Origin of the sequence: Rhodococcus sp. NPDC059969 (genome assembly GCF_042738325.1) — a bacterium.
Classification (GTDB): Bacteria; Actinomycetota; Actinomycetes; order Mycobacteriales; family Mycobacteriaceae; genus Rhodococcus_F.
The window spans coordinates 188,419-203,043 of record NZ_JBHWUF010000006.1 but is presented as its reverse complement, the minus strand read 5'-3'; the positions used below and the strand labels follow the sequence as shown (position 1 = coordinate 203,043).

The 14,625-nt window shown below is 62.6% G+C and carries 14 protein-coding genes; 11 read left to right on the top strand and 3 right to left on the bottom strand.

The genetic code is table 11. The features are described 5' to 3' along the window. Positions 1 to 16: 16 nt before the first annotated feature. Complete coding sequence (locus ACFWAD_RS18520; RefSeq protein ID WP_003945452.1) at positions 17 to 1,105, bottom strand: LacI family DNA-binding transcriptional regulator; 1,089 nt, start codon at positions 1,103 to 1,105, stop codon at positions 17 to 19. 139 nt (positions 1,106 to 1,244) lie between these two features. Between ACFWAD_RS18520 and ACFWAD_RS18515 the strand changes: the two genes are divergently transcribed. The 7 genes from ACFWAD_RS18515 to ACFWAD_RS18485 all read left to right on the top strand — a co-directional run bounded on the left by ACFWAD_RS18515 (position 1,245) and on the right by ACFWAD_RS18485 (position 7,160). After that, positions 1,245 to 2,195: a metal ABC transporter solute-binding protein, Zn/Mn family gene (locus ACFWAD_RS18515; protein WP_317551632.1), complete on the top strand. Its 951-nt coding sequence runs from the start codon at positions 1,245 to 1,247 to the stop codon at positions 2,193 to 2,195. A 101-nt stretch (positions 2,196 to 2,296) separates the two neighbouring features. Beyond that, positions 2,297 to 3,175 carry a metal ABC transporter ATP-binding protein gene (locus ACFWAD_RS18510; RefSeq protein WP_378546383.1) on the top strand — a complete coding sequence of 293 codons (879 nt, stop codon included), beginning with the start codon at positions 2,297 to 2,299 and terminating at the stop codon, positions 3,173 to 3,175. Then, complete coding sequence (locus ACFWAD_RS18505) at positions 3,172 to 4,053, top strand: metal ABC transporter permease (protein WP_003945811.1); 882 nt, start codon at positions 3,172 to 3,174, stop codon at positions 4,051 to 4,053. The genes ACFWAD_RS18510 and ACFWAD_RS18505 overlap by 4 nt, the downstream gene beginning before the upstream one ends. A gap of 34 nt (positions 4,054 to 4,087) precedes the next feature. Beyond that, on the top strand, positions 4,088 to 4,849 hold the full coding sequence (locus ACFWAD_RS18500; protein ID WP_378546379.1) for a LamB/YcsF family protein: 762 nt from the start codon (positions 4,088 to 4,090) through the stop codon (positions 4,847 to 4,849). Next, positions 4,846 to 5,460: a 5-oxoprolinase subunit PxpB gene (gene pxpB, locus ACFWAD_RS18495; protein ID WP_378546376.1), complete on the top strand. Its 615-nt coding sequence runs from the start codon at positions 4,846 to 4,848 to the stop codon at positions 5,458 to 5,460. Before ACFWAD_RS18500 ends, pxpB begins: the two co-directional genes overlap by 4 nt. 57 nt (positions 5,461 to 5,517) lie before the next feature. Continuing rightward, positions 5,518 to 6,390 (top strand): biotin-dependent carboxyltransferase family protein, encoded by an 873-nt coding sequence (locus ACFWAD_RS18490; RefSeq protein WP_378546373.1) that lies wholly within the window; start codon positions 5,518 to 5,520, stop codon positions 6,388 to 6,390. 77 nt (positions 6,391 to 6,467) lie between these two features. Further along, positions 6,468 to 7,160, top strand: coding sequence for an LpqN/LpqT family lipoprotein (locus ACFWAD_RS18485; protein ID WP_378546370.1), 693 nt, complete (start codon positions 6,468 to 6,470; stop codon positions 7,158 to 7,160). Between the two features lie 88 nt (positions 7,161 to 7,248). On the opposite strand, the gene ACFWAD_RS18480 is transcribed toward ACFWAD_RS18485, so the two are convergent. Then, positions 7,249 to 7,833 carry a hypothetical protein gene (locus ACFWAD_RS18480; RefSeq protein ID WP_378546367.1) on the bottom strand — a complete coding sequence of 195 codons (585 nt, stop codon included), beginning with the start codon at positions 7,831 to 7,833 and terminating at the stop codon, positions 7,249 to 7,251. 456 nt (positions 7,834 to 8,289) lie between these two features. On the opposite strand from ACFWAD_RS18480, the gene ACFWAD_RS18475 reads away from it, so the two are divergent. Both ACFWAD_RS18475 and ACFWAD_RS18470 read left to right on the top strand, forming a co-directional pair. Beyond that, a complete protein-coding gene (locus ACFWAD_RS18475; protein WP_378546364.1) occupies positions 8,290 to 9,009 on the top strand; it encodes a hypothetical protein in 720 nt (239 codons plus the stop codon). A 171-nt stretch (positions 9,010 to 9,180) separates the two neighbouring features. Further along, complete coding sequence (locus tag ACFWAD_RS18470) at positions 9,181 to 9,978, top strand: helix-turn-helix domain-containing protein (RefSeq protein WP_378546361.1); 798 nt, start codon at positions 9,181 to 9,183, stop codon at positions 9,976 to 9,978. Between the two features lie 38 nt (positions 9,979 to 10,016). On the opposite strand, the gene ACFWAD_RS18465 is transcribed toward ACFWAD_RS18470, so the two are convergent. Further along, positions 10,017 to 11,006, bottom strand: a complete 990-nt coding sequence (locus tag ACFWAD_RS18465) for an ABC transporter substrate-binding protein (protein WP_378546358.1) — start codon at positions 11,004 to 11,006, stop codon at positions 10,017 to 10,019. 199 nt (positions 11,007 to 11,205) lie between these two features. On the opposite strand from ACFWAD_RS18465, the gene ACFWAD_RS18460 reads away from it, so the two are divergent. Further along, positions 11,206 to 12,831: an ABC transporter transmembrane domain-containing protein gene (locus ACFWAD_RS18460; protein WP_378546356.1), complete on the top strand. Its 1,626-nt coding sequence runs from the start codon at positions 11,206 to 11,208 to the stop codon at positions 12,829 to 12,831. Next, the gene (locus ACFWAD_RS18455; RefSeq protein WP_378546353.1) at positions 12,828 to 14,609 is read left to right on the top strand and encodes an ABC transporter ATP-binding protein; all 1,782 of its coding nucleotides are present in this window, start codon (positions 12,828 to 12,830) and stop codon (positions 14,607 to 14,609) included. Before ACFWAD_RS18460 ends, ACFWAD_RS18455 begins: the two co-directional genes overlap by 4 nt. Positions 14,610 to 14,625: the final 16 nt, after the last annotated feature.

The following is a 14,625-nucleotide window of genomic DNA, read 5'->3' as shown; positions in this document are numbered from 1 at the left end:
CCTACCCCTGTGACAGTTACCCCTTGATCCGACCTGATGTTCGCCCGGCCAGTAGCTCGGTGTCGAGCATCTCGACTATCGGAACGCCGGATCCCGACGGCGACATCAGGAGCGCACCGGCGCGCCGGCCCTTCTCTTCCTGGGGCTGGCGCACCGTTGTCAGTGATTCACGCAGCGCCTCGTCGACGCCGTCGAATCCGGTGATCGACAGTTGGCCAGGTACATCTATGCCCTGCCAGCGCGCCCAGTCCAAGGCGCCGAGGGCCAGCACGTCGGTGGTGCAGACCAGTGCGGTGATCTCAGGGTTGGTCGCGAGAGCTTCCGCCGCGGCCGAGTGGCCGGACTGCGAGGTGTGGACGTACCGCTCGATCACCGTGAGTGAGAGTGGGTCCATGTCCGCCGCCACCATCGCGTCGCGCACTCCTTCGATCCGCTCACGCTGGACGTGGAAGTGCGGGGACTTGAGCCGTTCCTGGCTGACCACGCCGTCCATCCGGTCGCGCCCCAGCCTCATGCAGAGCACGCCGATGTCACGGTGGCCGAGCCCGATGAGGTAGTCGGCGACCTTGCGCATGGCAGCGCGGTCGTCGATGCCCACGAGGGATGCACCGGGGATCTCGCGCGGCTGGTCGCACACCACGATCGGAATGTGACGCTCGAGCACGGCAGCGAGATACGGATCGTCGTCGGCCACGGAGTAGACGACAAATCCGTCGACGCCCGCCTGTTGGACCACGGCCGCCGCGTCCACCTCGTCGCGTCCGGGACCGGCCGGGATGAGCAGCAAGCCCTGACCGGCGTCCTCACACGATTCCGAGAGACCGGCCAGAAAGCTCATGGCGGCCGGGTCACGGAACGAATAACTGAGCGCTTCGGTGAGCAGGAGACCGACGGCGCCGGCTTTGCGAGTTCGCAAGGAGCGGGCGACCGGATCAGGTCCGGGATATCCGCGTCGCTTGGCCGCTTGGAGCACTCGATCCCGCAGCTCGACGGAGAGCTGATCGGGTCGGTTATACGCGTTCGAGACTGTAGTTCTCGACACATTGAGCTCGGCGGCAAGCGACGCCAAAGTGGCTTGACGGCGTGGCTGACGGGACCGGGGCATAAACGGACGTTAGCCGTAGTACCCGCAGACGGCGCGTTGGGGCTGAACCGAAGGTGAACTACCAGCGACTATGCGCTAATGTGTAACGGTAACGGTTTCCAATAGCATTTAGCCCAGCCTTTGTTCAGGAGAAAAGCACGTGCGTTCGTCGTCGAAATTCCGCACCGCCACCGCCCTCGCGGCCGTCTCGGTCGCCGCAGCCTTCGCGCTCACCGCGTGCAGCTCCACCTCTTCGAAAGACGAAGGCATCACCGTCGTCGCATCGACGAACGTGTGGGGCGACGTCGCGCAGGCCGTCGCAGGCGACAAGCTGACCGTGACGTCGATCATCAACGAGCCGTCCGCGGACCCACACTCGTTCGAGGCGACTCCCGCCGATGCCGCCAAGATCACCGACGCATCGCTCGTCGTCTACAACGGCGGCGGCTACGACCAGTTCATCACCGACGTCCTCGACGCAGGCAAGGGTGAGCAGAAGACTGTCAACGCCTACAACCTGCTCGACGGCGGCATCCATGCCGGCGAAACCGCGGGCGAATCGCATGACGGTCACACCCACGGCGCAGTCAACGAACACGTCTGGTTCGACATCCCGACCGTCGACGCCGTCGCACATTCGGTTGCCGATCAACTGAGCGCACTCGATCCTGACAACGCGGCAACCTATGAGGACAACGCGAAGGCATACAGCCAGAAGCTCGCCGGCGTCACAGCGATCACCGATTCCATCGCCGCTGCCCACGCGGGCGCACCGGTGGCTCAGACCGAACCGATCGCGCACTACCTCCTGGTCGCAGCTGAACTGAAGGACGCAACTCCCGAAGAGTTCACCAGCGCCATCGAAGACGGCAACGATCCTTCACCGGCCGCAATCGCCGCAACGCGCCAGCTCCTCTCGGAGAAGCAGGCCCGCGCACTGGTCTACAACATCCAGACGCAGGACAAAGTGACCCAGGACATGCGCACCACCGCCGAAACCGCCGGAGTGCCCGTCGTCGAGGTTACGGAGACTCTCCCCGAGGGCCTGGACTACATTCAGTGGCAGACGCAGACCGCGGAGTCGCTCGCAAACGCCCTCTCTGCCCAGTAATTTTTGCCCCACCATTTCCGAGAAGAACCGATCGGCTTGTGACAGAAACTTCCGCGAATACTCCTGTGCCTTCTGGTGACTCCGTGCCTTCAGGAAACACCGTGCCCTCTGGTAACACCGCGCCTTCGGGAAACACCGTGCCCGCCGTGACGCTGAAGGATGCTCGACTGTCCTTCGGCACCCGCACCCTCTGGGACGGACTCGACCTCGAGGTACAGCCAGGTGAGTTCATCGCCGTACTCGGACCGAACGGGTCTGGCAAGACCTCGCTCCTGAAGATTCTTCTGGGTCAACTGCAACTCAGCGGTGGTAGTGCTCAGATCGTCGGCACGCCGGCGCGCGCCGGGAACTCACATGTCGGGTACATCCCGCAGCAGAAGTCGATCGACGACGGCCTCCCCCTCCGCGGCCGCGACCTGGTCGGCCTCGGCGTCGACGGTCACCAGTGGGGCACGGGGCTACTGCGCCGGGGTCGTCGACGCAAGATCGTCGACGACGCCATCGCGCAGGTCAGCGCCCAGTCGTTTGCCGACGCCCCCATCGGCTCCATGTCCGGCGGCGAGCAGCAGCGACTGCGGATCGCTCAGGCTTTGGTCGGCGACCCACGGATCCTGCTGTGCGACGAGCCGCTGCTCAGCCTCGACCTAGCCAACCAGCACCTGGTCTCGACGCTGATCGACAAGCGTCGACGCAGCCATGACACGGCGGTGCTGTTCGTGACGCACGAGATCAATCCGATCCTGCCGTTGGTGGATCGAGTGCTCTATCTGGTGGACGGCAAATTCCGGATCGGGACGCCGGCCGAAGTGATGACGTCCGAGGTTCTCTCGGATCTGTACAACACCGACGTCGAGGTGCTGCAGGTTCGTGGTCGCCTCGTCGTGATCGGCACCGGAGATGCCATCGACGCACTCGGCAGCGCCGGCGGTCTGCGTCCAGGCGAAGGCGTTCACCATTCTGATGAGGATCACCACCAGTGAGTAACAAGTTCACCGACGCGATGTCGCGGATGTTCGACGTGTCCGCCACCGTCGATCTACTTCAGTACGACTTCGTCCAACAGGCGTTGATCGCCGGCGCCATCCTCGGATTGCTGGCGGGCATCATCGGGCCGCTGATCGTGAGCCGTCAGATGTCGTTCTCGGTGCACGGTACGAGTGAGCTGTCGCTGACCGGTGCATCCGCCGCACTTCTTGTCGGCGTGGGCGTCGGCTTCGGCGCCATCGTCGGATCCGTGGTCGCCGCGGTTCTGTTCGGGCTACTCGGAGCCAAAGCGCGGGACCGGGATTCGGTGATCGGCGTGATCATGGCTTTCGGCCTCGGCCTGTCGGTGTTGTTCCTCTGGGCGTACGACGGTCGCACAGGAACCAGCTTCTCGTTGTTGGTCGGACAGATCGTGGCGCCGGGAAACAGCGGTCTCGAACTTCTGCTGCTGTGCGCGGTCATCGTGATCGGCACACTCGGATTCATCTACCGCCCTTTGTTGTTCGCGAGCACCGATCCCGAAGTTGCTGCAGCTCGCGGTGTTCCGGTGCGGGCACTGTCGATAGTGTTCGCAGTGTTGGTCGGAATCACCGCCGCGCTCGGCGTGCAGATCGTCGGCGCCCTGCTGGTGATGTCGCTGCTGATCACTCCCGCAGCGGCCGCCGCGTACGTCACGGCAAGCCCACTCAAGGCCACGATTCTCTCCGTCGTGTTCGCCGAACTGGCAGCCGTCGGCGGCATCCTTCTCTCGCTGGCCCCCGGTGTTCCCGTCTCGAGTTTCGTCACCTCGGTCTCGTTCGTGATTTACCTGATATGCCGACTCTTCGGATCCGCACGCCGCAAGAATGCCGGACGGATTCCGGCGCACGCCTGAACACCGAGAGCCCATACCTACCTAGAATCGAGGTATGGGCTACAGCGTTGATCTGAACAGCGACCTCGGCGAGGGCTTCGGAGCCTGGACCCTGGGCGACGACGACGCCATGCTCGAACTTGTCACAAGCGCGAACATCGCCTGCGGATTCCATGCGGGCGACCCGACGACGCTGTTGGCGACTTGCGAATCCGCCGCCACCCGCGGCGTCCGGATCGGCGCGCAGGTGGGGTACCGAGACCTCGCCGGTTTCGGCAGACGCTTCATCGACGTCTCTCCGAAGGACCTGACCGCTGACGTCATTTATCAAATAGGGGCGCTCGACGGTTTGGCTCGTGTCGCCGGATCGCGGGTCACGTACGTCAAACCCCACGGCGCGCTCTACAACGCGATAGTTCATCACCGTCGGCAAGCACGGGCCGTGGTCGCCGCTGTCGTCGCCTACGACAGTTCGCTCCCTGTTCTCGGACTGCCGGGTTCGGTGTTTCTGGAAGAGGCTCGCGAGGCCGGACTCGACATCGTCGCCGAGGCTTTTGCCGATCGCGCGTACACGGCAGAAGGCACCCTGGTCCCCCGAACCGAACCGGGGTCGGTGCTGCACGACCCGACGCTTGTTGCAGAACGGGTTCGCAGCATGATCGTCGACGGCGTATTCGACGCAGTCGACGGGAGCACCCTCGAGATCGCCGCAGCCTCGGTGTGCGTGCACGGTGACAGTCCGGCGGCCGTCGACATGGCCGCGGCGATCCGCGCACTCCTCGAATCCTCCGACGTCGAGATCACGCCGTTCACATGATCACGATCCTGCCCGCCGGTGAATCCGCAGTCCTCGTCGAGTACGACGAACTGCTGAACGTGTTGGGCAACTTCAGGGCCCTCGACGCCAGTCGGATCCCTGGGGTGATCGACTTGATTCCTGCGGCGCGAACCATCTTGATCGAGTACGACAACACGATCACCGGGCACCAACTCGTGGAGAAATGGGTGCGCGGTGCCGTACCGATCGAACTGACGGCCGACGAGAGCGGACCTGCAGTCGAGATTCCGGTCAGCTACGACGGCGCCGACCTTGCCGAAGTGGGCAAGCTGACCGGACTCGGGGTCGGCGGTGTGATTGACGCTCACACGTCTGCGTCGTGGACCGTCGCGTTCATCGGTTTCGCCCCGGGTTTCGCGTACCTGACCAGCACCGAGACAAGGCTGGAGGTTCCCCGCCGATCGGACCCGCGCAGGCAGGTCTCGGCCGGGGCAGTCGGATTGGCCGGCCCGTTCTCGGGCGTCTACCCACGTAGTTCCCCGGGCGGCTGGCAGTTGATCGGAACCACGGAACTGTCGGTGTGGGATGCCGAACGCCGCCCGCCGGCGTTGCTTCTACCCGGCACCACGGTCACCTTTGTCCGTGCGTGAATTTGATGCCCTCATGATTTCGGTGTCTTCACCGCGTTGTTGCGGGAGAATGGATTCATGGCCTGGCTCGAGGTAGTGCGTACCGGCCCGCTCGCCACAGTTCAAGACCGCGGGCGGACAGGCTACGGCGCCCTCGGGGTCGGCAGATCCGGCGCCGTCGACATGATCTCGCACGACAGCGCGAACAGACTTGTAGGCAACACTTTTCGAGCGGCAACCATCGAAGTCACCACTGGCGGTTTCGCTATGCGAGCCGCCGGATCGATGACGGTGGCCGTGACGGGCGCACGGGTACCGCTGACCGTCGACGGACAGCCGGTGCCTGACTACGCGAGCATGCACCTCGACGATGGCAGTATTCTCGAATTAGGTTACAGTACAACTGGTTTGAGAACGTACATCTCCGCACGCGGCGGCATCGACGTCCCGCAGGTACTCGGCAGCAGATCCACCGACACGCTCTCCGGACTCGGGCCGCCGCCGCTCACCGTCGGCGATCACCTCCTCCTCGGGGCCGAGGAAGGGACGTGGCCCACCGAAGAGTTGATTCCACCGCCGGCCCCTCCACTCGGCGCAGTTCCACTCGAGATCACGCTCGGCCCACGAAATTCCTGGTTCACTGCCGCATCCGTTCAGGCACTGCTTCACACCACCTGGAAAGTCACCGAACACACCAACCGCGTCGGTGTCCGGTTACAGGGCCAAGGGCCTCTGCATCGCTCACGCACGGAGGAACTGCCGAGCGAAGGCGTCGTCGTGGGGTCCATCCAGGTGCCACCAGGCGGAGCGCCCGTCGTGTTTCTCGCCGACCATCCCGTGACCGGCGGATACCCCGTCATCGCCGTCGTCTCCGACGCGGGGATTGCGTCGCTGGCACAGCTGCGGCCCGGCAGCACCATTACCTTCAAGGCCACTACTCGGCCGTCGTAGCGCTGATAGTCTCAGCCGCGCCAGCAACGCTGCCGGCGGCGCTCGGCCGTCGCCAGAACCTGAAGGACTGTCACACTATGAGCCCTAAGAGCAGCACACTTGCTCTCGGAATAGCGTCACTGATCACTGCTGCACTCGTCCTGTCCGGATGCAGCAGTTCGGAAAGCGGCGACGCCGTCTCCAGTGATACCAACACCAGTGAGACCACTGCTTCCGAAAATTCTGCATCCTCGCCGTCTGCCGCTCCCGCGACGCCGACCTTGCGGGACGGGACACCGTTCATCGGTGAGCGGACGACGATCGAAACCGGCGACGACCCCGAAGCGCCGAGCATCAGTGTCAGCCTCCCGCCGAGCTGGACTCACGGCGAGAACATCCCTGCCGGCGTTACGGATGCGTTGTCCAGCAACACCCGCGAACCCAGCGGCTTCATGCCGAACACCACCGTGACGGTCGAAAACCAAGGCACCGCAACAAAAGACGAAGTTCTTGCCGCCGCGCGTGAAACAATCGCGACTCTCGACGGGTGGACGGAGGTGAAGTACACCGAGATCGACGTCGACGGACAGCGGGGATTCCGCCTCTCCGGAACCTGGACCGCTCCAAATGTGGACGTTCCGCTGTACGCCGTCATGACAGTTGTCGCATACCAAGCCGACGACAACTCGCCGGTCTACTTGGTCAGCTTCGCAAACCAGTTCACCGATACGACAAACATGCAGACGTCCAACCAGGTGGAGGAAATCAACACTTCCATCGAATTCGGATGAGCACCTGATGGTTTGAATACCTGATCACCGAACAACAGCGGCGGGCCGAGACTTCGACAGTCTCGGCCCGCCGTTTCACAACTCTCGACTAGCTCGAGCCGAACAGGCCGCTGAGGGAACCGAGACCACCACTCAACGAGCCGAGTGATCCGCTTCCTCCACCGGTTCCGGGGCCAGTGGGATCAACGGGATCGACGGGATCGACCGGATCGACCGGATCGACCGGGTCAACCGGATCGACCGGGTCAACCGGATCGACCGCATCCGCGGCGCGGACAGTGATGGACGGTCCCACGTTGGCGAAATTCGCACTCGACTGGAATCCGTTGCCCATCACCGTGGCACCTACCGCCAATCCACTTCCGTAGACGGTTCCCGGCGCACACGAAGCAGTGACCGTGTAGCTGGTCTTCATGGTCACCGGCTTGCTTCCGTTGTTGATCCAGCCGGCACTGGTCACTTGGAGCGTCGTGGCTGTCAGTTCCGGTGTTTCCGTGGTTTCGGTCATCGTCCCGCCAACGTGAAACTTCGTGACCTTCGCCGAACCCGGGACAAAGGTCAAGCATGCGGCATGAGTCTCGGTGAACCTGCTGATATATCCGTCGATTCCGCTCTTCTTCGACACTGTCGTGTAGGTGATCGTGTCGCCGATCTTCGGGGACGCGTTGTCCACGGTGCGAGTAAATGTGTAGGCACCAGAAGTTGCAGTCTCGGCAGTCGCGACCCCAGCGCTAAAAGTGCTTGCACCCACAGCCAGAGCGATCGCCCCCAGCCCGACGCCGACAGTGGACAGATTCCGATTCCTGGATCCAACCTTCTTCACGAAACATCTCCGCTCTTTAGAGTTCCAGGACAACCGATTTCGTCGATTACTGGAACTTGTTACAACCCGACTCCCGAAGTACGATACAGGCGACCTGGACATTCGCCCAGCTTTTCGTCAAAATTGTCAGCACTCAGTTATCGACAGGCAACCTAGCCGAGAAAAAGCTTCTCAAACCGGACTTTTCCGTAAATTTTGCCCAACTTCTACATGAGCAAGCGTCCGATAGATTTCAATGGTTACCGCGGCGCAACCTTTGAAGAGTCACCACATCGCCGCCGCCGAACCCCTCGAACGGAGAACTTCATGTCACGTTTTTCAATGCGCAAAACACTCACCGGAGTAGCAATCGCTGCGTTGGCCACCAGCGGACTTTTCATGAGCGCAGGCACCGCAAGCGCTGATGCAGCCCACCCGGCCTCTGCGACCGTCAACTCCTCCAACGTCCGGATCACCAAGAGCATTGTCGGCGACGGCGAAGTTGCACCCGGCGGCAAGGTCACCGTACGCACCGTGATCTCTACGACCGGCCACCCCGAGCGCTACGTCAATCAGTTCGTCGATCGCTACCCCGCCACGTTCAAATACATCCAGGACTCCGCGACGGTCAACGCATGGCATTTGGTCGGTGGCCAGAAGACCGAATCCGTCACGCCGTCTGTCGATACGACCAACCGCACCGTCAACATTCCGAGCACCGGTTGGCTGATTTCCCCCACCGGTAGCAAGACCGTGACGATCGAGGCACAGTACCTCGTCGCCGATGATGCACCGATCGGTTCGTACCAGGAACTCTCCAGCTCGATCGGTATCTCGCTGTTCAGCACCGATCAGAACATCAGCGGCGTCTACGCCAAGATCCGCGCCAAGAACCCCGGCGAGGCAGCCGCATCGGGCTCGGCAGATCTGGGCTTCGGCTCTTCTGACGGCGAGGGCGGAACCGGTTCGGCCGGCTCCTCCATCCTGGACAACCCGGCCGGCTTCATCTCCGACATCATCAGCGGTGTCCTGGCCAACGGCAGCTGATTCGCCCGCTCCACCTGTAAACACTCCGTCGGGGATTGTGTTCGAGGGTGGCATCGAGTCTTCGGACTCGATGCCACCCTCGATCTTTTGTGGCGATCACACTCCGTCGCGCCCGCATCAAAGAACCAAATAGGAAAGCATTACCTAAGTCATCCGCGGTATGATCCAGCGATGAGTTCCACAGGATTTCCGTACTGGGCTGTGCCGGCAGGCCGGTACGTTCCGCTCCCTTTCTCCATGACCACGTCCACCATCGGGCGCGATCAGAAGCGGGCGTGGCGTGAGATCCGCCATCCCGAACACGAACTCCTCTGGGGCGCTTCCGGAGAGATGAGCGCCTACATCGACGACATTCGTTGGCAGATCCCACCGACGGTCGGCATGTGGATCCCGGCCGGAACTCCACGGCGCATCACGCTCGGCGCATCCACCGAGGCTCGTTTCACGTACTTCCGGCCCGAGTCGTTCCCCCACCCGTGGACAAAACCCGCAATCATCGGCATCGACGACGTGGTCAAGACGATGCTCATCCACCTGCACCAGCGAAATATGCCGACCGAGGCTCGCTTACGCGCCGAATCAGTAGTCTTCGACACGCTCGCGCCCATCGAGGCGGCCGATGTCGCGGTGCCGATGCCCGCCGATCCCCGGGCCCTCGCCGTCGCACGCCGCTTGATCGCCGACCCCGCCGATCAACGCGGGCTCGCCGATTGGGCCTACGTGGTCGGCGGAAGCCCCCGCACCCTGAGCCGCGTGTTCGCTCAGGGCACGGGGATGTCCTTCACCGAGTGGAGAATTCAAGTTCGCGTCCGCGCTGCGATGTCCTATCTCGCTGCGGGCGTTCCTGTTTCGACGGTCAGCCGCCGTGTCGGATACGAAACCCCCAGCGCCTTCACCAGCGTGTTCCGCAAGGTCACCGGACGGACACCGAAGAACTATTACTCGGATGCGTGCGAATTGTCGGCCTAGCTGGTCAGAATCATCAGCTGGGCAGAAGTATCAGTCGGTCAGAACCCGTTCATCTTCGAGACCAGTTCGGCGAAGGCATATTTCACGCTCAGCGACGTGGGTGAGGCCAGTGCCATGACTCGGGCCAGGCCGAGCTGCTGAATCAGCCTGCCCTCCTTGACCGCCGGCAGGTCGGCAAACAACTTGTCTCCCATCAATCCGGGGAGCCCCTGGCCACTCGCGTCGTTGAGCACGATAACGTCCGCGCCCAGTTCGTTGAACTGTTCGCGCGATGCGGTGACGGAACCCTGCGTGTCGCCGCACAGCCCTGCGCTTCCGGCCGACTGCTTCAGTCCGAGCTGGGTCATCAGGATGACTCGGCCGTCGTCGGCGCAGTAATTGGTGAGGCCGTCGATGTTTCCCGAGAGGAAGGTCAAGGTCTTCCCGTTCAGATTCGGGGAGCCCGCGGCGAGGTCGGCTATGGACTCGTCGGTTTCCTCGATCAGCTCAGCCGCCCGCTTCGGTTGACCGAGCACTGAACCGATGGTCGACAACTGTTCCTGCCACGTGGTCGCCCATGCAGTCTCCTTGAACGGAATCGTGGGTGCGATCTGAGTCAGACGTGCATAGTCGTCTTCGGTGATTCCGGAGACCACCGCGATGATCACGTCCGGCTCCAATGCCAGGATCTGCTCGAACGGCACACCGGACGTGCTGTCGAGCAACGTCGGTTCGGCATCGCCCAACAATTCTTCGTCCCACGGCAGGATTCCGCTCTCCAAGCCTGCCCCACTGAACGACTCCATGGCGACGGGCGTCTTACCCAGTGCAAGGACCGAATCCTGGCTGTTCCAACCGATGGTCACGATCCGCTGAGGTTCGGTCTCGATGGTGGTCGAGCCGTACGCGTGGTCGATGGTGGCCGGCAGCGCACCGGTCTCGGCCAACTGCGTCGTATCCTCCGACGCAGTTGACTCGGTGCTGCTCTGGCAGCCTGCGAGCAGGGCAATTGCGGCCAACGCAGCCACTATTCGGGTAGTGCTTTTCATCTTCTGTCAGCTCTCTTCGCAAACGTACTTGTTTCGACCAGGCAGGTATATCGAGACCTGATCCCGGTAATGGGGTCTCGATGCTCCATCTGTCCGCTGCCGCGTAGCCCTTGGCATCTACGAGCACTTTCCGTACCTCCACCGGCTCTACCGTAGAACTGCACAACGAGTGTTCGGATCTGGGCGAGGAGTTTCACGAGTGTCAGCGCTGCCCGAAACTCGTACCGGTCCGATGGAGATGATCAGAACCGGATCGTTCTCCTCCGGACGCGGCCCGCGACTGGTTGCAGCCGTCACCGGTCAGGCGTCGTACCAGGTCGCTCAAGCCCTCATTCCGGTGCTGATCGGCACCGTCGTCGATCGGGCAATCGGAAAGTCCGACAGCACAGCACTTCTCGTGTGGCTGGCGGTGCTGTGCGCTCTGTTCGTCGGACTCGCCCTGTCGTGGCGCGTCGCAGTTCGCCTGAACACACAGGTCTTCGTCTACGGCGAACACGACCTACGACTGAACGCTGCCAGACGGGTACTCGATGCCAGGGGTATGCAAGCTCAGCGTTCGACGGGTGAAGTTCTCACCATCTCCACTTCGGACGCCTCGCACGTCTCGGGCTTCTCTTGGGTTGTCGCCGAGCAGGGCTCAGCTTTCGCAGGGCTTGCCGCGGCAGTGATTTCGCTTGCATTCGTATCGTGGCCGCTGGCACTGATCGTCGTCCTCATCACGGCTGCGCAGCTCGTTTTCATCCACAAGATCAGCGGTCCACTGGACGAGCGTGTGTATGCAGAGCAGAAGAAGGCAGCCGAGGCAGGCATGCTCGCAACTGATTTCACGCTCGGACTGCGAGTGCTCAAAGGCTTCGGAGCCGAGCCCACTGCTCTCTCCCGATACGTCCATGCCAGCCGGGAGTCGATGAACGCAGCGATCCGGACGGTCAGGGCAATGTCCAGTCTGACCGCGCTCAACTCAGGGGTCTCCGCGTTGGTACTGGCGTCAGTCGCATTGGGTGCCGCGTGGATGGCGCATCAAGGCACGATCACCGTGGGTAACTTCGTCACCGTGGTCGGCCTGAGCAGAGTGATTGCCGGTCCGATGGAAACGCTGGGGTTCTTCGGTGCCGAACTCGCCGCCAAGCGGGGCTCCGCGCGCAGACTGTCCGAACTCCTGGCCGAACCGCACCTGATCGATTCGCTGCTCTCCACGGCCTCGGCCAACTCCGACAGAAGTGAAGACGCCCTGCTGATTTCGGCAGACAACGGAACCGTCGTCTCAGCTCGCCGCGGAGAAGTGGTGGGCGTGCGCGCTGACGATTCCGCTGACCGGCTGGCACGACAACTCGCCTACCAGACCCCGCTCGTCCCCGACTGCTACTTCGTATTCGGCACCGATGCAACCGAACTCGGTCCGGACGGAGTTCGCGATCAGGTGTTCGTCTCCGCTCATGAAGGAACCGTGTTCACCGGTACCGTCTTCGACAATCTGGCTGCACCGAGCGTCGACTCGTCGGCAATGACGTCATCTGCACTCGACGACGTGTTGACGCATCTGCCCGACGGCCATCTCTCCGAGGTAGGTGAGCAAGGAAAGAAGCTCTCCGGGGGTCAACGCCAACGTCTTCTCCTTGCCCGGGCTCTGCATCAACCCCAGCCGATCCTGGTCCTTCACGAACCCACCACTTCTGTGGATTCTGTCACCGAACATCGAATTGCACACTCACTGAGAAACTTTCCCGACAAGGCCATTGTGGTGATCACCTCGAGTCCGACCTTGCTCCATTCGTGCGACCGCGTCGTGACGATCGACGACGCGCGGGACGGAGACTCGCTGTGACCGAAACTCTTCCGGATGCATCTGCTGTTCCGGTTGTATCTGCCCTACCGATCGCGTCGACCAAGCAGACCGTCCGCGCATTGATCGCACTGCTTCGGCCACACAAGCGAGCACTCGCACTCACGACCGTCGTACTTCTCTCCGCTACGGCCTGCGGCCTGTCCACCCCCGCGCTGCTCGGACTCATGGTCGATGCGGTCACGGAGGGCAAGCCGTTTGTCTCACTTCTACGTATCACCGCGTTCATGCTCGGCGCAGCGGCCGCAGGAGTCGCGCTGACATGGTGGAGCACACAGCTTCTCGCGAAGGTCGCGCAGAACGTGCTGGCCGATCTTCGTGAGGACGTGTTCGCCGCTACGCTCGCGCAGCCGTCGTCGCTGGTCGAGGATGCCGGAACGGGTGATCTGATTTCCCGGGTCTCGGGTGACGTCGAAGCGGTCAACACCGTCATCGCTCGGGTGCTACCCGCAACGGTATCGGCCCTGTTCATGATTTCGCTGACGCTTGTCGGTGTGGGAGTGATCGATTGGCGCTTCACCCTGGCCATCGTTGCGGTCGCGCCGATCCACTATTTTGCTCTTCGTCATTTCCTCCGACGCTCCGGACCCGTCTACCGACGCTCCCGCGCTGCGCAGGCCAGGCGGGGACAGCAGCTCATCGAAACTCTCGGTGGCGCAGGCACTGTCACTGCCCTACGGAGAACTGACGAGCACATCGGCCGAATCGCCGCGACCTCCGAGCATGCCATCAGCTTCGACATGCAGGCGGTTCGACTGCGTACCAACTTCTTCGCGCAACTGAACGGCGCCGAACTACTCGGATTGGCCGCCGTCCTGAGCGTCGGCTACTGGCTCGTGACCACGGGATCGGTGTCCATCGGCGCTGCTACAGCTGCCGCGCTCTACTTCCACAGTCTGTTCAGCCCGATTGCGGTATTTCTCTCCAACATCGACGAATTGCAGGATGCTGGTGCCAGCTTGGCTCGCCTGATCGGTGTCACCGCGATGCCCGGGCGTCCTTCGACCATTCCTGCCCCGGCTCGGTCCGAACCCATCGGCGTCGAGGTGGACCGGGTTTCTTACTCGTACAACAACTCCACTCCGGTCATCGATTCGATCTCGATCGCCATCGCACCGGGGGAACGAATCGCCGTCGTCGGAAGCAGCGGCGCCGGAAAGACCACGCTCGCCAAACTGATTGCCGGCATCATTCCCGTCGGAGACGGGCGAATCACCGTCGACGGCATACCGATTGACGACCTCAGTGATGCCGAACTTCGGCACAAAATCGTCCTGGTCAGCCAGGAAGTTCACGTGTTCGTCGGGACGATCGCCGATGATCTCCGGTTGTGCGCACCCGATTCGGACGATGCGAAGATCGCCGAAGTCGTCGAAACGATGAAAGCTCAATGGATTCACGAGCTTCCGGAAGGGATCGAGACCCGAGTGGGCGCCGGCGGGTACCAGTTGACTGCGGCTCAAGCACAGCACATCGCCCTCGTCCGACTGGCTCTGCTCGATCCACCCGTCGTCATCCTCGACGAGGCCACTGCCGAAGCCGGAACCACCGCAGCAGGTCTGCTCGATCAGGCGGCCGAGCTCGCGGTCAGCGCCAGGACTGCTGTGGTGATAGCGCACCGCCTGAGCCAAGCAGTCCGCGCCGATCGAATACTCGTCATGAGCGGTGGCCGCGTAGTCGAGAGCGGGGCACATGACGAACTGATCGGCGCGGACGGCTCCTACGCTGCATTGTGGGAAGCCTGGTCGGTACGGAGCTAGATCCCGCCAGGCTCAC